The organism is Thermosynechococcus sp. B1 (genome assembly GCF_030322985.1).
Taxonomy (GTDB): domain Bacteria; phylum Cyanobacteriota; class Cyanobacteriia; order Thermosynechococcales; family Thermosynechococcaceae; genus Thermosynechococcus.
In genome coordinates, this window is sequence record NZ_CP096573.1 from 1,791,576 (window position 1) to 1,810,445 (window position 18,870).

Below are 18,870 nucleotides of genomic sequence, written 5' to 3' on the forward strand. Positions count from 1 at the left end.
CCACGATTAGCAAACCTTAACCTTCTCATTGTACGCTCTGGAATCGGTACCAACGCTGCTAAAGGGGAATCGAGTACAGTGGAAGTTAGTGTGACCAATGAACAAGAACAAACGGCCATGCCCCCCGCGAAGTCCCCTCGCCGTAAAACTCCCGAACCCATTGATCTGCATGATCCGCAGTACTACTTCAACCGCTCCCTCAGTTGGCTGGAATTTAATAAGCGGGTACTCCACGAGGCCTATGACCCCCGCACACCGCTCCTAGAGCGGCTGAAATTTATGGCCATTTTCAGTTCCAACTTAGATGAATTTTTCATGGTGCGGGTGGCGGGCTTGAAGCAGCAAGTGGAAAGTGGCATTGTTCAAGGGGGAGCCGATGGCATGCCCCCAGCGGAGCAATTACAAGCAGTGCGGCAATATCTGCTACCAATCGTTACGGAGCAACACCGCTATTTCGACCAAGAATTGCGTGCTCTCTTGGCCAAGGAAGCGATTTTTCTCACCCGCTTTAATGAGTTGACCCCTGAGCAGCAGGCCTACCTCAACGACTACTTCCAAGCGCAAGTTTTTCCGGTGCTCACCCCCTTAGCAGTCGATCCGGCGCACCCCTTTCCCTACATTTCTAGCCTCAGCCTCAACCTTGCGGTTCTGATCCGTGATCCCGAATCTGGCCAAGAGCGACTGGCACGGGTAAAGGTACCGAATCGGTTTCCGCGCTTTGTTGCCCTGCCCCAACATTTGCACTCGCCCCAAGGTGCCCATTGGCTAGGCGTTCCCCTCGAAGAAATTATTGCCCACAACCTCAGTGCCCTCTTTCCGGGGATGGAGATTCAGGCCTACTTTGCCTTTCGCATTACCCGTAGTGCTGACCTCGAACTAGAAACGGACAAGGCGGATGATTTACTGATTGCCATTGAACAGGAAATTCGCAAGCGTCGCTTTGGCTCGGTGGTGCGCCTAGAGGTGCAGCGCGGTATTCCGCCCCTGCTGAGGCAAACCCTGATGGAAGAGATGGATCTCGAGGAGATTGATGTCTATGAACTCGATGGTCTGTTGTGCTTGAATGATTTGTTTGCCTTTATGGGATTGCCCTTGCCCCAGTTCAAGGATCCGGAGTGGCAACCCCAAGTTCCCTCCAGTTTCCAGCGGGTAGAGGAACGGGAATCGATGTTTGACACCAGCAGCGAAATTACCACCCTCGGCACTGACTATTGGGAAGCCGTGGCCAATGAACTCTTCAGTCTCATTCGCGAGGGGGACATTATCGTTCACCATCCCTACCATTCCTTTGCAGCAACAGTACAGCGCTTTATTACCTTGGCGGCCCATGATCCACAGGTACTGGCGATTAAGATGACCCTCTATCGCACATCGGGTGACTCGCCGATTGTCAGTGCGCTAATTAAGGCGGCAGAGAATGGCAAACAGGTGGCGGTTTTGGTGGAACTGAAGGCGCGCTTTGACGAGGAGAACAATATCCTCTGGGCACGGAAGCTGGAAAAAGTGGGCGTCCACGTGGTCTATGGCGTACCGGGTCTAAAGACCCACACAAAAACGGTTTTGGTTGTGCGCCAAGAGGCGGGGCAAATTCGTCGCTATGTCCACATTGGCACAGGCAATTACAATCCCAAAACTGCTGGCCTCTATGAGGACTTGGGGCTGTTTTCCTGCCGTGACGAGTTAGGAGCGGATCTCTCGGAACTCTTTAATGTGCTCACGGGCTATTCCCGCCAACGGGATTATCGCCAGCTTCTCGTTGCCCCGGTCACAATGCGCGATCGCACGCTGCAATTGATTTACCGTGAGATTGAACACGCCCGCAATGGTCAACCGGGGCGGATTATTGCCAAGATGAATGCGATCACAGATACGCAGGTGATTCGTGCCCTCTATGAGGCGTCCCAAGCAGGGGTAGAAATTGATCTGATCATTCGTGGCATGTGCTGTCTGCGGCCGGGGGTACCGGGGGTGAGCGATCGCATTCGGGTGATTAGTATCATTGGCCGCTTTTTGGAGCACTCACGGATTTTTTACTTTGGCAACAATGGCGAGCCAGAGTACTACATTGGCAGTGCCGACTGGCGATCGCGCAACTTAGACCGCCGCGTAGAAGCCATTACCCCCATTCAAGATCCAACCATTCAACTGGAACTCAAAGAGCTGCTTGAAATTATGTTGGCAGACAATCGCCAAGCGTGGGAGCTGCAACCCGATGGCACCTACCAGCAACGACAGCCAGCCTCCGGCGAACCCGAACGCGGTACCCACAGTGTTTTAATGGCACGTACCCTCAAGGAAGTAGAAGCGAGCCGCTAGCTAGCGCCTGCATACCCTTGCGCCATGGCTCGAAAGTCTGGACTGTTTTGCAGGAGTTCTTGGTAGCTCCCGACAGCCGCCACTTGGCCATTGGCCATTAGGTACAGGCGATCGCACGCCATGACAGTGCTGAGGCGGTGGGCAATCATAATAATGGTTTTTGCACCACTGAGGGCTTGAATCGCATCCATCACTCCCGCTTCCGTTTGATTGTCAAGAGCCGCTGTTGCTTCATCCATAATGAGCACTGAGGGGTTGTGGTAAAGGGCGCGGGCAATGCCAATTCGCTGGCGCTGTCCTCCCGAAAGGCGCACCCCCCGTTCACCGACAACAGTGTCTAGGCCTTTTGGCAGGGTATGGACAAAGGTGGCTAACTGAGCTGCCTCTACCGCAGCCCACAGGGCGGTTTCATCAATGGCCTCTGCCGGTAAGCCAAAGGCAATGTTGTGGCGCAGCGTGTCATCGGAAAGATAAATGGTTTGGGGAATATAGCCAATCTGCCGTTGCCATTGGGCAAGGTTGCGGTAAATGCTCTCACCATCCACCCGAATATCCCCTTGGGAAGGTTCTAGGAGTCCCAAAATCAAATCGACAATTGTGGTTTTCCCTGCCCCTGAAGCTCCGACAAAGCCAACCATTTCCCCCTGTTTAATTGTGAGAGAAACCCCACAGAGGGCTGGCTGAGGGGCATTGGGATAGGTGTAGTGCAGATCAATCAGTTCTAAGCGATCCTGAAAAATTGGTGCTGCTGCTGCAGCAGAGGTAGAGGGAGCCTGCAACATTCTGGCTTCTAAAAGATCGTCATACAACAAATCGACAGAAGCAGAATAGTAAATAACGTAGTTAAGGTTGTTGGTTAAGCGAGTTGCCGATGGCAACAGACGAAACGCTGCAGCTGCAAATAGAGAAATTAGCGGCAGAACTTGTGCCACGTTGCCCCGCTGAAGCAAGTTGAGGATAACAATAAGAATAATTGTGAGAACGGCTAATGTTTCAAAATAAGCACGGGGCAACTGCTGAACAAACTGCAAAATTAAGTTTGCTTTGCGGTCTTCAATCATGTTTTCAGCATAGGTCTTCAGGAATTGCTGCTCGCGACCTAGGACTTTCGCTTCTTTGATGCCGCCCAAACTCTCACTAATACTTTGGATCGATTTTTGAGCATAATCAATGCGACGTTGACCCACTTCCTTGAGCTTATGGCGAAAGGCTTGAAAGAAAAGCAAGGATAGGGTTGAGATTAGAGCAATAACCAAGATTGAGATGAGAGGGTTACTCCAAATAATGACTGAAAATATGGCAAAAACAATTAGAGATTCAGAAAAAATAACCAATAAAGGCAGGAGATACAAATTAAAAACATTATTTATTTCAGTATTTACATTCTGGATTAGTTTAGCAGTATTGTTTTGCAGGTGAAATGTGTAGGGTTTGTAGAGATAGGATTGCAATAATAAACTTGAGAACTTGCGGTACTTACTGTTCAGAAACTCCAACTGAAGATAGGTGCTCAAGGCAATAAACAGGTTCTTGCCCACATATAAAAGCCCTAGGGCAGCACTGAGGATCAATAGCCACTGGGATTGCTCTGCAGTGGTTAGAGGAACCGCTCGCCAAAATAGGAGGGCATTTAAGCGTTCCGGTTTTTCGACGACAGCAATAAAGGGCAGCACCAAACCCACCCCCAAGGCTTCCCAAAGGCTGCTAATTAGCATCAATAGGCCAAGGCCTATCAGTTGCCAGCGATCGCCCCGATCCAGTAGTCGCCAAATTTTGCCAAGGGAGCGCAGTGCAGGGTGCTTTAACATTCCGTTTTAGAGGTAACAACGCCTTGATCTTAGGCTACTTATGCCCAAGTCGTGCTTCCCAAATCTGGCGGAATATCTTGCCAGCGACCTTGACCGACCGCCCGAACCGCTTCCCGCAAATCCACTGCTTTGGTATAAAGTGCCTTACCGACGATCGCCCCCGATAACCCTTGGGGACTGAGGGCAAAGAGACTGAGAATATCCGTGAGGGAACCCACGCCACCCGATGCAATGACCGGGCGATCAGTTGCCGCCAATAACTGCCGCAGGGCTGGAATATTCGGCCCTTGGAGGGTGCCATCCCGCTGAATGTCGGTATAAACAAACCCTGCTACCCCCATTGCTGCCATTTTTTGGGCAAGATCGGTGGCCAAGATCGTTGAGGTGTCTAGCCAGCCCCGCGTTGCCACATAGCCATCGCGAGCATCCAGCCCTACCCAAATGCGTCCGGGGTATTCTGTGGCCAAACTGGCCACTAGCTCTGGATCCTCAAGAGCCACGGTACCCAAAATGGCACGATTGACGCCTTGGAGAAAGAGATCAGCCACTGCTTGGCGCGATCGCAAGCCACCCCCCACCTGCACAGGAATTTCAAGGGAGGCGACGATCTTGGCAATCAGATCATAATTTCGCGGTTCGCCCGTTTTGGCTGCATCTAGGTCAACGACATGCAAGCGGGGAGCACCCAACCGCTGCCAGTAGAGGGCAACTTTTAGAGGATCATCATGAAAAACCTTGACCTTACCATAGTCCCCTTGCACTAGGCGCACACATTTGCCGTCAAGTAAATCAATGGCGGGGATAACATCCATTGGCGTCAGAAATCCTTATTGAAAAATTGAAAATTTGAGCGTAACTCCCATCCTAGCAGTCACAAGGGGTGAAGCGCATCGGAGGATTGCTAACATAGTCCCCTCCGTTCCTGAATTGACAAGAGCCACCCATCGAAGGCCGCGCCCTGTCTAAATTCCTGTGGCGATCGCGTGATTATGCAACAGATTTAATAGGATTCCGTTTGAACATGTCCCCCATATCCTCGCGCAGCAGGTGGGGAAACTTTCATAGGCGGACAGAAAATTCAGGCTGCATTTCCTCGAGCCTTGGGAATTTGAGTGCTGCTCACCAGTCAAGGTAAGCTAACAAACAAAGGATTTGCTTGGGGTACAAGGACATGGCTGTTGCTGCCGCCATTATTCTTTTGTTGTTGAGTGGCTGGGTGAATGACCATCCGTGGGGATGGCTGCTGATTCTTGGTCTAGGGTTGGGCTATTGGTACTGGCGGCGATCGCCCGCTGCGCCAAACGTGGCTCCCCCTCAACCTTCCCTGCATCCTCAATTACTGGAAAAGCAACTGGCAGACACGCGGAGCCTTTTGCAGGAACTTCCGATAGAGCGCCAAGCCTCCCTACAATCAGCCCACAGCCAACTCCAACAGCGGTTAGATAGCCCAACGGTTGAGGTCTGTGTTCTCGGGCAATCGGCCTATGCTCTCAATCGGGTGTACGATGCCGTCGCTACCCTACCCCTCGATAGCTGTACGTTTCAGCAGCAAACATTGGCAACGGTGCCCCAAGCAGACTTAGTGCTTTTGACCGTAACGGGTGCCCTTACCGCCAGTGAGTTTGAGATGCTGCGGGTATTGCAAGCAAGCCATTATCACGTTCTTGTGGTCTGGTATCCAGAAATGGTGCAGGAGCGCGATCGCCCGAAGGGCGCGCTTTGCAATCGCGTGGCAGTGCATTTACAGCAGCAACTGCAACAACTCCAGATTGGACAAGATCAACTCATTCCCTTTACACCCCACAATCCCCAAGAACTCACCTCCGCAGTGCTGCACTGTCTCACCCAAGAGCGAGCGAATCTGGTCTTAGCCGGCACCTATCGCCGTGCCCAACAACTCCATCAACAGGCGCAATCCGCCCTCAACCAGTATCGCCAAGAACGAGCCACCCCGATCATTGAACGCTACCAATGGCTGGCAGCAGCGGCAACGGCAGTGAATCCTCTTCCGCTTCTGGATCTCGTCATGGCCGGGGGGCTATTGGTGCGCCTCACGTGGGATCTCGGTCAAATCTACCAACGCTCCTTTCGCTTGGCGGATGCTGAACCCCTTGCCAAGGAGCTATTGCGGCTAATGGTGCAGTTGGGGGCTGTGGAACTGGGTACGCAATCCCTAGGACAGTGGCTCAAGGGCAATTCCCTCACCTATTTGGCAGGGAGCTGTTTACAGGGGGCAACGGCAGCCTATGTGTTGCGCTTGAGCGGCTTGAGTTTGATCCATTACTTTGAGACCGCTCCCCAAGCAAAATCTCTGCCCTTGGTGACTCGATTGCAGCAAAGCCTGCGGTGGGCACAGCAACAGGTGGGACGCTCTCCCCTGCAAACCCTAGGACAGTCTCTTGGCTTGCCGTCGGCCTAGCCAGTGACGCAGGAGTTGAGCGGCAAAAAGCACAACAAATGCGGGGTTGTTTATCAGATAGCGTTGCCAGAGGCGGCGGGGTTCTTGCAGGAGTCGAAAGAGCCACTCCAGACCGATCGCCATCATCCAGCGAGGCGCTTGCGCTACAACGCCACTGTGAAAATTAAAGGCTGCTCCCACACCCACCAAGACAATGGGCAGAAAAGGGCTTTGGCGAGCCATCCACTCCTCTTGCTTGGGACAGCCAAGGCTGACAAAAACCAGATCAGCACCGCTATCAAGAATGCGCTGGCGATCGCTGGCCTCCTCCTCAGGGGTCAAGGGACGAAAGGGAGGCGCGTAGGCACCCACTAACTGCATCTTGGGAAAGCGCTCTCGCAGATTTCGTTGCAGCCGCTCTAACACGAGGGGTTCACTGCCATAGAGGAAAATACGCCAGCCTTCCTCTTGGGCGCGATCGCACAACGCCAGCATCAAATCAGGACCATAGACCCGCTCTGCTTGCGGAAAGCCCAACAGCTGTAAGCCCCACACCAAGGGCATGCCGTCAGAGGTCACCAGTTGGGCACCATTCACCACCCGTTGAAAGGGCGATCGCCACACCCCTGTCATGACCACATGGACATTGGTCGCCACCACATAGCCCCCCTTACCTTGATTAATCCATTCAGCTATAAGATCACAGGCTTGGCTGTAGGTGGTGACATCAATCCGTGTCCCTAAAATGTGCGCCGACTCCACGCTGGGGCTACTCCGCATGTTTCACTTGATTCCAGCGTAGGACATTGGTTGCAGAACCGAAGTGAACATCCGACAATGCAAAGCAGACGTCATGTTGTGCCCTGCAGAATGAATTTAGAAGAGTGCTATCGCATTCTGGAGTTGCCACAAGGGGCGTCCTTAGCTCAAGTGAAATCCGCCTACCGACGGCTAGCACGACGCTATCATCCCGATGTCAACCCTGGCGATCGCACTGCCCATGAGAAGTTTATTCTCCTCCAACAGGCCTATGAAAAATTAGTACGAGGACTGCCCACCTTTCGGCCTACCCCTGTTAAATCAGAACCCCAATCTCGCCCACCGCAGCCACCGCCGCCTCTCTCTGCCTTTGAGATTGAACTGAAGCACGCTAGCTATCGCCAACTTCAGGAATTTCTCAAATATCGCTGCTATCAACGTGCCATATCCCTTGTGGAAGGGTTGGCCAGTCGGCTGCCTCAAGATGCCGAAGTACGCCAGTGGCAAGCCGTCACCTATCAGTGCTGGGCGAGGCAACTCATTCGCGATCGCCAGCCCCAAGCGGCACGGGAATACCTGCATCGCGCGCTGAAAGCCGATCCGGATAACCGACTCCTTTGGCAAGAAGCAGAAAAAGACTTTCGTACCCTTGATCGCCTCTACGGCAAAGACATCTAAGTCCAATCCTCCCGTTTATTGCTGCCCAGCTTGTAAACACCGCCGCGAGCGTGAATGGCACGGGTACGCTCAAACAGTTCTTCCTCCGTGAGTTGCCATTTTTCTAGCAGCTCTGCCATTAACTTCTTATTGGTTTCGGCACCGGGGAAGCCATCATAGCGAATCAGCAATCGCCCCAATTCCGCCAAGTTGTAATCACTGATGCCCTCTTGTCGCAGGCGCTCGAGGACTAACCGATCTTGGGCTTCGCGGGGATGTTGTAGGTTCTGGGAGTTTGGCATTTTACCCTCCAAGATTTATTGATGAAACTTTAACGGCTAGTTTTGCGATAGCGATTCCCCGGCTGCTGCTCGACCCAACCCGTTAGCTCCAAGTGCATCAGTTCTGCCATCACCACCCCTGTTTCCAAGGGTACGCGCTGCACAATGTCATCAAAGGCAACACTATTGCTGCCTTGGCTCAGTTGTTGAATCGCCTCGAGAATTTGTTGCTGGGGGGGCGATAGCGTTGGGGGTGGGGCTGAGAAGGGGGTTGGATCGAGGGGGGGTGTATGCCCCAATTGTTCGAGGAGAGCTTCTTCTCCCAAGATAATCTGTGCCCCTTGATTCACCAGACTCAGGGCACCCTTGGCACGGTGGTTATCGAGATGCCCCGGCAGCACATAGACATCACGACCATACTCGGCAGCATAGCGAGCAGTGATCAGGGCACCGGATTTGTAGGGAGCCTCTGCAATAATCACCGCACGGCACAGACCAGCAATGATGCGGTTGCGACGCGGAAATTGGGGGCGATCGGCACCCACGCCCCTAGGATACTCGCTCAAGAATCCCCCCCGTTCACGAATCTGGTAATAAAGCGAACGATTTTCCGGTGGGTAGATCATATCCACACCCGTGGCTAAGACGGCCAGTGTGGCACCTCTGGCTTCTAAAGAGCCGCGATGCGCCGCGCCATCAATGCCTGCGGCCATGCCGGAAACAACAATAAACCCAGCTTGGGCAAGGGCATACCCCAGCTTGTGCGCCCAACGCTGGGCATATTCTGAAGGATCACGGGTGCCGACAATGGCAACAGTTGGTGTGGGTTGACTGAGAATTTCTAAAATGCGAGTCCCGCCATAGTAGAGCAAGGGCGGCGGATCGGGAATTTCGCGCAGCAGTGGTGGATAGCGAGGGTCACTCAGCACCCAATGGTGGGGATTTTGCTGGCAGTGGTGCTCGTAGAGAGCTAGGGGTTGGCACTGCTGACGATAGTGGGCGATCGCCCCTTGGAGTTTGGCACCAATCCCCTCTACTTTTCCTAAGGTTTCTACGGAGGCTTCCCAAGCAGTTTTCAAATCGCCAAAGTGCTGCCAGAGGCGTTTGAGTAACACCGAGCCAAGGCCGGGTACCTGTGACCAACTGTACCAATAGGCAGCATCAGCGGGAACCAAGGGCGCTTAGTAGGCTTCCTGCAACTCGTAGAAGTCAGGGGTGATGTAGTCTTTGCGCAGCGGCCAGCCCACCCAATCCTCGGGCATAAGGATGCGCTTCAAATTTGGGTGCCCCTCATAGACAATGCCAAACATATCGTAGGATTCCCGCTCTTGCCAGTCGGCGGTTTTCCAAATCCAATACACCGAGGGGACACGGGGATCCTCACGGGGGACAAACACTTTAATCCGCACCTCTGGGGGGCGATCGGCATTATCACTGAGCTTGATCAGGTGGTATGTGCTCACCAAGTCTTGGCCGGGACCCGAATCATAGGCGGCTTGGCACTGCAAATAGTTAAAGCCGTCGGCATAGAGGGCTTGGCACACCGCCAGCAGGCGATCGCGATCCACTTTGATGATTTCTACGCCAGAGGCATCGGTACCGAGGGATTCCACACTCAGGTTTTGAGACTGGAGAAGGCGGTATACAGGGCCAGCTTCAACAATGGGGGCTTCGGGGGTGTCACTCATGTTCGCTGCTCCAACCTAAAGGCAATCAACTCACTCAAGACCATTCGAGGGCACGTTTGCGCCACGCATAAACTAGAGCCACGACCAGAATGGCAATGAAAATCAAGGCTTCAATAAAGGCCAGTAAGCCCAACTGATGGAAGGCCACCGCCCAAGGATATAAAAAGACCGTTTCCACATCAAAAATGACAAAGACGAGGGCAAACATGTAGTAGCGCACATTGAACTGAATCCACGCGCCACCAATGGGTTCCATCCCCGATTCGTAGGTCGTCAAGCGGATCATCCGCCCGGATTTGGGACGCAATAGCGCAGAGGCAGCTAAAGCCAGTACGGGTACCAGACCACAGATAATCAAAAAGCCAAGAAAATACTCGTAACCACTGAGAACAAACACGGTTGCAGTGTCCCTCGATCTTGGAATTGCTACCATTTTGACACACTCCCCTAGCGATCGCTAGGCTAGGGATCAATAGAAAAAACTAAATTGCCCTATAGCGAATCATTAGCGATGTCCCAACCCACTGTCCTCTGTGCTGGCGAAGTCCTCTTTGACTGTTTAGAAGTGCCCCCTGATCCCCCGCAGTGTTTTCTGGGGGGTGCCCCGGCCAATGTGGCCTGTGGTTTGGTGAAGTTGGGGGTGAGTGCGGCCTTTTTGGGGGCTGTGGGGGACGATGCCTTAGGGGAGCAAGCCTGTGCCGAATTAGCCGCTTTGGGCGTCAATATCGAAGCGGTCGAGCGGGTCACTGAGGTGCCGACGCGGCAAGTGCGCGTTCAACTGGTGGGGGGCGATCGCCAGTTTGTGGGATTTGCGCCAGGGGGAACTTCTGTCTTTGCCGATATGCAGTTCTCTGGCCAGCAAGTCTCGCCATCGTTCCTAGCTGGGGCACGATTTTTCGTCACCGGCACCCTCGGACTCGCCAGTGAACCCACCGCCACCACCCTTGAACATCTAGTCCAGCAACTGCGGTACAACGGTGCCTTTATTCTCATTGATGCCAACTGGCGACCAATCTTCTGGCGGGATGCGAGTGCTGCTCCTGAACGCCTTCGTCCTTTTTTAGCACAGGCGCATTTCCTGAAACTGGCCAAGGAGGAGGCGGAATTATTTTTCTCTGATAGTGATCCCCAAGTTGTCTATCGTGCCCTTTGGGGGACGGCGCCTGACCATGCCGTGGTCATTACTGACGGGGATCAAACTATTCACTACTGGTGGCACGAAAATCAAGGGGAATTACACCCCCCTACCATGCCTGTGGTGGATACTACTGGTGCCGGCGATGGCTTTGTTGCGGGTTGGATTGCCCAATTATTACAGGGCAGCCCGGAAACCTACCGTGACCCCCAATGGCAGGCTGCTTGTTTAGAATTTGCCACGGTGGTGGGGGCGCTCGTGACGACAAAACGGGGGGCGATCGCTGGTCAACCCACCCTTGCTGAGGTCACTCAATGGCTTCGGGATCATCCTCAAAGAAAAATACGGACGCACTCACCGCCCTAGCAGTGGTTGATGGGCTTGTCGCGATCGCTGGCTGATGTTCACGGCTAGGGATGGCTGCCGCCAAGGGACAGGCCCGCCAAAACCCCCGCACCGGCACATTCAGTTTTTCACAGGTACCACCACGCCGCCCTTCGGAATAATAGAAGCGGCAAAAGCGGCAAGTTGTGGGAGTGAGAATTGGGCTGTCCATCGCGGGGATCAACTCCGAAGTAAAATCTTTAGGCTCTCTACCTTCCATCCTATGAAATTGCCCTCAGCGACTTTTGCAGCGATCACAGGGTCAAAGAGGCTTAGGAAGCAGGTTTTAGCGATCCCCAGTGGTCAAAAGTGCTTTTAGATTCTTTTCATACTCCCGCAACACTCCGTAATAATACGGACATCAATTGTAGGAAAAGTGAAAAAAAGGTTACGTCCGCAGACGCAACCCATGGAGATCAGTATATTTTTAAGCCGCAGAGGAAATTAACGCACCGCCGCCGTCGTGGGTGCCTTGGCCGGGATCAAGAACAACTTGATCATTTGCCACACATTCGAGAGATAGAGGGGAAGTTTCTTCAGAAAACCGCCATTTTGCTTGCTAATTTCTGTCAGCTTGGCATTGTTTTCGACACACCGCTCTAACCGCTGATAAAATTCTGGATGATCGACATCGAGAATCACCGGAAAAACACGGCCTGCGGTTTCATTGGTTTTGGCAATCACCTCACGATCATACTCGCGGGCATCCAAGCCAATCGCAGCATAGAACTTCGCCCGTTGCAAATCGTTGAGGTACATTGTGGCAAAGACCGAGAGCAGGAAGAAGCGGCACCACAGTTTCGGTGGTAACCAGCAGACCATGAAGTAGCGTGCCCATTTCTTACCAGAGAAGGACAGGGGAATTTCCTTAATCTTTTGCCAGAAGGTGCGCGGCCGATCCAGCATTTGCGGCTGGGCACGCATGACAGCGTCAAAGAAGTCACCGTGGCGGTTTTCGTCTTGGCACCAGTTCTCAAAGAAGCGAAAGATGGGGTAGATGCGATGTTCGGGGTGCTTCTCCAGATGGCGATAGATCGTAATGTAGCGCCAGTAACCAATTTTCTCGGAGAGGTAGGTGGCGTAGAAGATGAATTCTGGTTCAAAGTAGGTGTAGCTGCGGTGCTGCGTCAAAAAGCCGAGATCCAACGATAGGTTAAAGTCGGCCATCGCTTTATTCAAGAAGCCAGCGTGGCGGGCTTCATCGCGAGACATGAGGGCAAAGCATTCCGCCAATAGGGGGTTGCGATCCTTGAGCTTGCGGCTGAGTTCTTTGTAGAGGAGAAAGCCAGAAAATTCCGCTGTGCAGGAGCGCTCCAAAAATTCAATAAATAACTGGCGGGTTTCGCCATCAATGTGATCCCAAGACTGTTCAAATTCTGCATCCCGCACAAAGTGGTGGCGGTTGTAGTCGCAGCGGAATTCCTCAAGGATGGCCTGAAGTTCTGCTTTGTTTTCAGTAATGTCCATATTGGCCATCGCTTCAAAGTCAGTGGTGTAGAAGCGGGGCGTGAGGATGGTTTCCTTGGCGGGGGCTTTAATGCCCGGCCGCAGTTCTTCAAACTCTGGTTTGGCGACGGTATTAACCATAAAAAGCTGCGTCTCGCTCTTGCTAACGGCACTCATAAAGCATGGTAGCGAAAATCACCGATGCGTTACAGGTCGTTACAGAACCGTTACATTCCCCACCAGCGGCTGAGTTGATTGCGCCAGCGATCGCCCCACGAGGCCCCCCATGTGGGTTGGCTATAACGTTGAATCAACTGTTGCCCCAAGGGAGTGAGGCGATAGCGATCGGTAAGGCCTTGGCCATCCACTTCGCGGCGCAGTAAACCGACGCGGATCAACCAGTCCAACTCTGCTTCTGCTAGGAGCACAGGCAAGGGCGATCGCGTGAATCCCGATTGAAGACCCGCTTCGCCCACAATTTCTAGGAGTGCCACACTCCGCTGCTGCATTGTCTGAAACAAGAGGGGCAAAAAGGGACTACAGCGCAGGGCGCGATCGCCCCGTTCCAAAACCTTCGGAGAATACGCGATCGCCACTGCCACCAAACCTACAGAGAATTTAAGTGGCTGGTATCAATGAAGGTTGCCCGGTCATTCACTGACGTACCAAGGGCGGGGGGTGTGCGGGGCGATTGAGCTGCGGCAGAGGTTGATGGCGAAGAGGGAGTTTCTGCCTCCTGACGACGGCGATCGGGTAAGACCACGCGCTCCATAATGAACTCAATCGTGCCCTTGCGCAGCCATCCCCGTGCTACCAAAATATCGCCGAGTCTTGCCCCTGTGGCTCGCTGATCGGCTAAGGCAACCTCAATTTGTGCGGGTGTCACCAATTCTGCTTCAACCAGATAGTTCCCCAAGCGTTTCGTGTAGCTGTCATCATGGGGACGCTGGATAAAGGGGGGCTTTTTCGCGGGTGCCTCAGTCTCTGCTGCCACGCCTGGCAGGCTGTCAAAGTCACGCTGATCCCCCGCTAGGGCAACCAAGCATTCTTTGATTTTCATCAGAATTTCCGCTGCTCGCCGGGGTTGATTTTGCTGGGCTGCCTGCTCCAAGAGCCGCGCTTCTGCCTCAATCAGCGTTTGCCGGGATGCCACTGCTGCAACTTGTAAAATGCGTGCCTGCTGCTGAAGGACAGCCATATCTCGTTCAAGAAGGGCTTTTTTGCACTGCTTGAGAACAAGGGATCCCTGCTTCAGCAGGACTTTGTGGGTAGGAGTAGTCATAGACAGCAACAGCGGGGATAAAGAAGATGACTTAAAAGAATATTAAAGCTTGGCAACTGCCTTTGGCATTGTTTAGGCGATGGGGAACACGCAATCTACTTTTACTATAGCCCTTTGTATTGAACCCATTCCGCTGCAGCTGCGTCAAAGTAAAGGTTCTGTAAAGATAGGATTACTGTTGCTGCCGTAGGACGGTGTTGAAGAGTTCTTTGACTTGTTCCCACGCATCCCGTGCTGCTGCTGCATCGTAGCTATCCCGTTGATCGCAGAAGAAGCCATGATCCGCTGGATAGATGAAGATGTGGTGGCGAATGCCGTGGTGGCGCAGCGCCGTTTCAATTTGCTTCACCTGTTCCATGGGAATACTTTGGTCGCGATCGCCAAAGAAGGCATAGAGCGTGCCGCGAATTTTCGGTGTGATTTCAATGGTGGGTAGGCCACCGCCGGGGGTCATGGTTGTCATCCCGGCGCCATAGAATGAGGCCGTGGCTTTAATGTCCGGTAACTGAGCCACCAGATAGGCCACATGACCGCCAAAGCAAAAGCCAATCGTACCAATGGCATCCCCATCCACATTTTCAAGGCCGCGCAGATAGGCAATGGTGGCTTGGGTGTCACTAAGGAGTTCCGCGGCTTTGGTTTGGTTTTTGTACTGCCGCCCCAAATCAATATCAGCGGCGGTGTAGCCCGTTTCAAAGCCGGGGGCAAAGCGTTGGTAAATGGCGGGGGCGATCGCCACATAGCCTTCGCGGGCAATACGTTCGGTCACATCGCGGATATGGGCATTGACGCCAAAAATTTCCTGAAAGACAATCACTGCCGGATAGCGGCCGGGGGCAACAGGCTCGGCTAAGTAGGCATCAATCAGCAGATCGCCATTGACCACCTTGACCCAACGACTGGTAATCTCCACCATCGTGAACCTCCTAGGCAGGAATGTCGAGGTCTGGAAACGTGCGCTTGAAGTCGCTAATCAATTCATCGAGTTCGGCGAGGGCGGATTCAATGTCAATGGTAAGGGTGCCATGACCGGGGAGTTCCAAGAGCTTTTTAAGGCTCTCCCGTTTCGCCAAAACAACTGCTAGACGTTCCTGTAGGGTGGGTAACTCCATCTTGTACCTCGTTGCAAAGCTCACTATTACTCTACCGTTTCGTTGGCCAGCTTCTTCCCTTTGACAGGTGTCGGGGGCACCAGTTCCACATTGATTTCATTCACAGGGCGCGGCCGCAGTTCCAGAGATTGCGATCGCGGCAGCAAATCAAACACTTCCCGAAACGTGTCATCGAGGATTTCAAAGGGCACCACACCGATAAATTCCTGCCGCAATTGGCCTTGGCGATCGAAAATCAGGGTTTGCGGCACCCGGCCTTTGTAGTAGTAGCCCGCTTCATTGGCGGAGAACTGCGCCCCAAAGGGTAGGGCATCGACATCAATGGCGATGAAATCGGTGACGCGACCATAGTACCCCTGCAATTGGGAGATGGTTGAGGCAAACTGCTTGCAGTCGCGGCTATCGTTCACATAAAACAGCAGCAATGTGGCGCGATCGCTCTGACGCGATTTCTCTAGGGTGACTTTCGGCGGTACCAAAGAGCCATTGCCGGCGTAGAGGGCAAAGATATTCCCATCGTAGCGATCGTCTTGTAACCCCGCCCAACTCGGCACTGTCCACAGTCCCCACAGCAGGAGGACAAGTCCTAACCAGCCCCAAACCCGTTTCATTTTTCGCTCCATCACGCTCTGTAAAGACACTATACCGCTAGGCCATCCCCCTCCTGTGGATTGTAGAACCGATGCTACACCTTCTAAGGTAGGAAAAGTCTCTTTGTTGCTTTTGCCACTGGCTACAGGGGTGCTCTTTCTGGGGCTTTTTTCGACGTGATCAAAGGAATGAATCTGTACCAACGTTTAGGGATAGTCACGATTTTAAGTACAGCGCTACTGGCGAGTTGTGCGCCCGCCTCGCAAAAGGGCACTCTCCTACTCTATGCCAATGGTGAAGAGCGCTTGCAAACGGGATGGACAAGCAAAGATGGCTGGAAGCTCGAGTTTGACCATGTCTATTTGACGTTGGGCACGGTGACTGCCTACCAAACCCATCCTCCCTTCGATCCTGAGGCGGGCGATCGCCCCGCAAGTGAAGTGACGGTTGTGTTTAGCGATCCTATGACGGTGGATTTGGTGAGTGATCAGCGTCCCCTTGTAGGCAGTGCTGCGGCGGCGGTGGGTCACTTCAATGCCCTGCAGTGGCAGACCCTCGCACCCAGTTTACAACTGGTGGGCACGGCGCAGCGGCGCGATCTCAAGGTGCCCTTTGACATTACGTTGGATCAGCCCTTGGCCTTTGTTTGTGGTGACTACATTGGCGATGAACGCAAGGGAATAGTCACAGCGAACAGTTCCGCTGAGCTAGAGATTACGCTCCACTTTGATCATCTTTTCGGTGATGGGGCTGAACCGGCAACCGCCGAGATCAATCGAGACGCGTTGGGCTTTGACCCCTTTGCCGCGATCGCTACCCCTGAGAGAGTCACGGTTGACTGGACAGGATTACAGCAAAAACTCAGCCCCCAAGAATTTCAAACACTGCTGACAGCTTTGCGGAGTTTGGGTCATGTCGGCGAAGGTCACTGTCGGGAGGTTTCCTCATGAAAACTGTTTTAGCGAGTGTGGCTACCTTAGGACTGATAGTTCCCCAAGCCCTTGCCCATGGGGTTGAGTTGCGCTACCAGCCACAGCAGGTCATTCGTGTTACGGCGCAATACGAGAGTGGTCAACCAATGGCTGGGGCCACAGTACAAGTCTTTGCCCCCGATCGCCCCCAACAGGCCGTCATCAGTGGTACCACCAATGCCCAAGGGGAATTTCAGTTTGTCCCCGATCGCCGCGGTCAGTGGCAGGTGCAGGTACGCCAAGGGGGACATGGCGGCCTACTCACGATTCCGGTAGCGACCCATGCCCAAGCAACGGCTGAAGTTGCTCTTACCGCCGTTCCCGAACCGCCAAGAACGGTTTCCCTGAGTCAATACACTCCCGCACAAATCACGGTCATGATCTTGGCAGTGCTCTGGGGTGCCATTGGCACGGCTTGTTTTGCTTGGTCGCGGCGGCGGCTGCCAGTGGAGTCGTAGTCATGCACATCCCCGATGGTTTAGTGCCGCCCCTGTGGTGTGGACTGGGTTATGCCGGTAGCGGTGGTCTCCTGTGGTGGTCTTGCCGCCGTTTGCAGCGGGCAACGGTAGATCCGCTAGCGATCGTCCCTCGTTTGGCTCTATTATCCGCTGCCTTTTTTACCGCCTCTGCGGTTTATATCCCGCTGCCCCCCGCCAGTGTCCATCTCATGTTCCTTGGCAGTCTGGGGATTCTTTTGGGGGAAGGGGCAATGATAGCCGTGGTGGTGGGATTATTTCTACAGGCGGTGATGTTTGGTCATGGCGGGCTGACGACCTTGGGTCTCAATGCGCTGATCATGGGAATTCCAGCGCTCCTTGCCGCTGCTGTTTTTCGGGGGCTGTGGCATCGCTGTCCGTCAAAGGGGCGATCGCTCCTCGGGTTTATCCTTGGGGCGGGGGCTGTGCTGTTGGCTGTTCTCTTATTTGGCGCAGTGATTCTCCTGAGCCTGCCAGCACCCTTGGATCAACAGCGGGAATGGCTAGCGATCGCTGCGATTGGGATTGCCCATTTGCCCCTTGCTATGTTGGAGGGAGTGGTCACGGCTTCACTGCTGGTCTTTTTGGCCAAAGTCAAGCCAGAATTCCTGTCCCAAGGCGTATGCTTTTCCCGTGAAAATTCTCCTTACCCTACTGCCGACCCTCGCTGAACTCTACGGATTAATCTTTCTGTGCATGGGCATTGGCTATGGCAGTAGCCGTTTTTTGCCACCAACGACGGGGGCTTGGCTGGCGCAAGGGTTGTTCTGGGTGGGGACGCCCCTAACGGCATTTAGTTTTATTGTCACCACCCCGATTACGGGTCACAGTACGTTGGCTCCGCTATTGGCGTGGCTAGGAATGGGGATCGGCGTCAGCTTGGCGTGGCTGTGGTTGCAGCAATATCCCGCTCACACGCGGCAGGAGCAGGGCAGCTTTCTCTTGGCGACCATGGTGGGCAACACGGGTTTTATTGGCTTTCCCATTACTTGGCGACTGCTGGGGCAAGAGCACTTCAGTTGGGCGTTGTTTTTTGATCTGATGGGGACGCTCCTCATTTCCTATAGTGCTGGCATTGGCGTGGCGGCGAGTTTTGGCGATCGCGCCATTTCCATCGCAAAACTGCTGTGGCACATTGGCCGCAATCCAACCCTCTGGTGTGTGGGCTTGGGGCTGCTGTTGCGACAGTACCCTCTACCGACGATCGCTCAACAGGGACTCTTAACCTTGGCATGGTTAATGGTGATTGTTGGATTGATCTACATGGGTATTTGCCTCGGTGAGGCTCCCCTCAAACTCCGCTGGGAACGCATCATTCCCTGTCTGGCGATTAAGATGCTACTGGTGCCGCTGCTGCTGGGGGTAGGGTTAACTCTGATTGGGGTCACCGGGCTGCCGCGCCTCGGAATGGTGCTGCAAGCAGGCATGCCCCCCGCTTTTATGACGCTGATCTTGGCGGATGTTTATCACTTAGACCGCGCCTTTGCCGCCAGCTTAATTTTGACTAGTCTTTTTGCCTTAATTCTTTTCTTGCCCCTGTGGCTGGTGCTCTTTGCCGGCTAGGGG

22 protein-coding genes are annotated in these 18,870 nt (G+C 53.7%); 8 read left to right on the forward strand and 14 right to left on the reverse strand.

The window, feature by feature from the left end; genetic code table 11:
- Positions 1 to 117: 117 nt before the first annotated feature.
- On the forward strand, positions 118 to 2,316 hold the full coding sequence (gene ppk1 / locus M0644_RS08935; protein WP_286627179.1) for a polyphosphate kinase 1: 2,199 nt from the start codon (positions 118 to 120) through the stop codon (positions 2,314 to 2,316).
- Here the strand turns inward: ppk1 and M0644_RS08940 are convergent.
- Positions 2,313 to 4,124: an ABC transporter ATP-binding protein gene (locus M0644_RS08940; protein WP_286625406.1), complete on the reverse strand. Its 1,812-nt coding sequence runs from the start codon at positions 4,122 to 4,124 to the stop codon at positions 2,313 to 2,315. The genes ppk1 and M0644_RS08940 overlap by 4 nt on opposite strands.
- 38 nt (positions 4,125 to 4,162) lie before the next feature.
- Positions 4,163 to 4,936, reverse strand: coding sequence for a 1-(5-phosphoribosyl)-5-[(5-phosphoribosylamino)methylideneamino]imidazole-4-carboxamide isomerase (gene hisA / locus M0644_RS08945; RefSeq protein ID WP_286625407.1), 774 nt, complete (start codon positions 4,934 to 4,936; stop codon positions 4,163 to 4,165).
- A 359-nt stretch (positions 4,937 to 5,295) separates the two neighbouring features.
- Here hisA and M0644_RS08950 point away from each other — a divergent pair, with 359 nt between their 5' ends.
- Positions 5,296 to 6,543: a YcjF family protein gene (locus M0644_RS08950; protein WP_286625408.1), complete on the forward strand. Its 1,248-nt coding sequence runs from the start codon at positions 5,296 to 5,298 to the stop codon at positions 6,541 to 6,543.
- On the opposite strand, the gene M0644_RS08955 is transcribed toward M0644_RS08950, so the two are convergent.
- Positions 6,511 to 7,284 (reverse strand): WecB/TagA/CpsF family glycosyltransferase, encoded by a 774-nt coding sequence (locus M0644_RS08955; RefSeq protein ID WP_286625409.1) that lies wholly within the window; start codon positions 7,282 to 7,284, stop codon positions 6,511 to 6,513. The two genes, M0644_RS08950 and M0644_RS08955, sit on opposite strands and share 33 nt — an antisense overlap.
- A gap of 108 nt (positions 7,285 to 7,392) precedes the next feature.
- Between M0644_RS08955 and M0644_RS08960 the strand changes: the two genes are divergently transcribed.
- Positions 7,393 to 7,959, forward strand: coding sequence for a J domain-containing protein (locus M0644_RS08960; protein WP_286625410.1), 567 nt, complete (start codon positions 7,393 to 7,395; stop codon positions 7,957 to 7,959).
- Here the strand turns inward: M0644_RS08960 and M0644_RS08965 are convergent.
- The 4 genes from M0644_RS08965 to ndhC are packed head-to-tail and all read right to left on the reverse strand — an operon-like array spanning position 7,956 to position 10,304.
- Positions 7,956 to 8,240, reverse strand: coding sequence for a DUF3288 family protein (locus tag M0644_RS08965; RefSeq protein WP_149820082.1), 285 nt, complete (start codon positions 8,238 to 8,240; stop codon positions 7,956 to 7,958). The genes M0644_RS08960 and M0644_RS08965 overlap by 4 nt on opposite strands.
- Positions 8,241 to 8,269: 29 nt before the next feature.
- Complete coding sequence (gene dprA, locus M0644_RS08970; RefSeq protein ID WP_286625411.1) at positions 8,270 to 9,394, reverse strand: DNA-processing protein DprA; 1,125 nt, start codon at positions 9,392 to 9,394, stop codon at positions 8,270 to 8,272.
- 6 nt (positions 9,395 to 9,400) lie between these two features.
- Positions 9,401 to 9,907 (reverse strand): NAD(P)H-quinone oxidoreductase subunit J, encoded by a 507-nt coding sequence (locus tag M0644_RS08975; protein ID WP_286625412.1) that lies wholly within the window; start codon positions 9,905 to 9,907, stop codon positions 9,401 to 9,403.
- A 34-nt stretch (positions 9,908 to 9,941) separates the two neighbouring features.
- Entirely contained in the window at positions 9,942 to 10,304 is a 363-nt protein-coding gene (gene ndhC / locus M0644_RS08980; protein WP_149820086.1) for a photosynthetic/respiratory NAD(P)H-quinone oxidoreductase subunit C, read from the reverse strand.
- Between the two features lie 114 nt (positions 10,305 to 10,418).
- On the opposite strand from ndhC, the gene M0644_RS08985 reads away from it, so the two are divergent.
- Positions 10,419 to 11,408: a carbohydrate kinase gene (locus M0644_RS08985; RefSeq protein ID WP_286625413.1), complete on the forward strand. Its 990-nt coding sequence runs from the start codon at positions 10,419 to 10,421 to the stop codon at positions 11,406 to 11,408.
- On the opposite strand, the gene M0644_RS08990 is transcribed toward M0644_RS08985, so the two are convergent.
- The 7 genes from M0644_RS08990 to M0644_RS09020 all read right to left on the reverse strand — a co-directional run bounded on the left by M0644_RS08990 (position 11,350) and on the right by M0644_RS09020 (position 15,877).
- On the reverse strand, positions 11,350 to 11,598 hold the full coding sequence (locus tag M0644_RS08990) for a hypothetical protein (RefSeq protein ID WP_190278043.1): 249 nt from the start codon (positions 11,596 to 11,598) through the stop codon (positions 11,350 to 11,352). The genes M0644_RS08985 and M0644_RS08990 overlap by 59 nt on opposite strands.
- A gap of 272 nt (positions 11,599 to 11,870) precedes the next feature.
- Positions 11,871 to 13,013, reverse strand: coding sequence for a magnesium-protoporphyrin IX monomethyl ester (oxidative) cyclase (acsF, locus tag M0644_RS08995; RefSeq protein WP_286625415.1), 1,143 nt, complete (start codon positions 13,011 to 13,013; stop codon positions 11,871 to 11,873).
- A gap of 86 nt (positions 13,014 to 13,099) precedes the next feature.
- A complete protein-coding gene (locus tag M0644_RS09000) occupies positions 13,100 to 13,468 on the reverse strand; it encodes an Npun_F0494 family protein (protein ID WP_286625416.1) in 369 nt (122 codons plus the stop codon).
- Between the two features lie 11 nt (positions 13,469 to 13,479).
- Positions 13,480 to 14,154 carry a hypothetical protein gene (locus M0644_RS09005; RefSeq protein ID WP_286625417.1) on the reverse strand — a complete coding sequence of 225 codons (675 nt, stop codon included), beginning with the start codon at positions 14,152 to 14,154 and terminating at the stop codon, positions 13,480 to 13,482.
- Between the two features lie 172 nt (positions 14,155 to 14,326).
- Positions 14,327 to 15,070 carry a dienelactone hydrolase family protein gene (locus M0644_RS09010; protein ID WP_149820099.1) on the reverse strand — a complete coding sequence of 248 codons (744 nt, stop codon included), beginning with the start codon at positions 15,068 to 15,070 and terminating at the stop codon, positions 14,327 to 14,329.
- Between the two features lie 10 nt (positions 15,071 to 15,080).
- Entirely contained in the window at positions 15,081 to 15,266 is a 186-nt protein-coding gene (locus M0644_RS09015; RefSeq protein WP_149820101.1) for a hypothetical protein, read from the reverse strand.
- A 26-nt stretch (positions 15,267 to 15,292) separates the two neighbouring features.
- Positions 15,293 to 15,877 carry a thylakoid membrane photosystem I accumulation factor gene (locus M0644_RS09020; protein WP_226971934.1) on the reverse strand — a complete coding sequence of 195 codons (585 nt, stop codon included), beginning with the start codon at positions 15,875 to 15,877 and terminating at the stop codon, positions 15,293 to 15,295.
- 168 nt (positions 15,878 to 16,045) lie between these two features.
- Here M0644_RS09020 and M0644_RS09025 point away from each other — a divergent pair, with 168 nt between their 5' ends.
- Genes M0644_RS09025 through M0644_RS09040 form a run of 4 tightly spaced genes read left to right on the forward strand, consistent with a single transcriptional unit; the run spans position 16,046 to position 18,867 of the window.
- Complete coding sequence (locus M0644_RS09025) at positions 16,046 to 16,807, forward strand: DUF4382 domain-containing protein (RefSeq protein ID WP_286625418.1); 762 nt, start codon at positions 16,046 to 16,048, stop codon at positions 16,805 to 16,807.
- The gene (locus M0644_RS09030) at positions 16,804 to 17,286 is read left to right on the forward strand and encodes a carboxypeptidase-like regulatory domain-containing protein (protein WP_286625419.1); all 483 of its coding nucleotides are present in this window, start codon (positions 16,804 to 16,806) and stop codon (positions 17,284 to 17,286) included. The genes M0644_RS09025 and M0644_RS09030 overlap by 4 nt, the downstream gene beginning before the upstream one ends.
- Positions 17,244 to 17,975, forward strand: coding sequence for a cobalt transporter CbiM (gene cbiM, locus M0644_RS09035; protein WP_226971935.1), 732 nt, complete (start codon positions 17,244 to 17,246; stop codon positions 17,973 to 17,975). Before M0644_RS09030 ends, cbiM begins: the two co-directional genes overlap by 43 nt.
- Positions 17,938 to 18,867, forward strand: coding sequence for an AEC family transporter (locus M0644_RS09040; RefSeq protein ID WP_286625421.1), 930 nt, complete (start codon positions 17,938 to 17,940; stop codon positions 18,865 to 18,867). Before cbiM ends, M0644_RS09040 begins: the two co-directional genes overlap by 38 nt.
- Positions 18,868 to 18,870 lie beyond the last annotated feature (3 nt).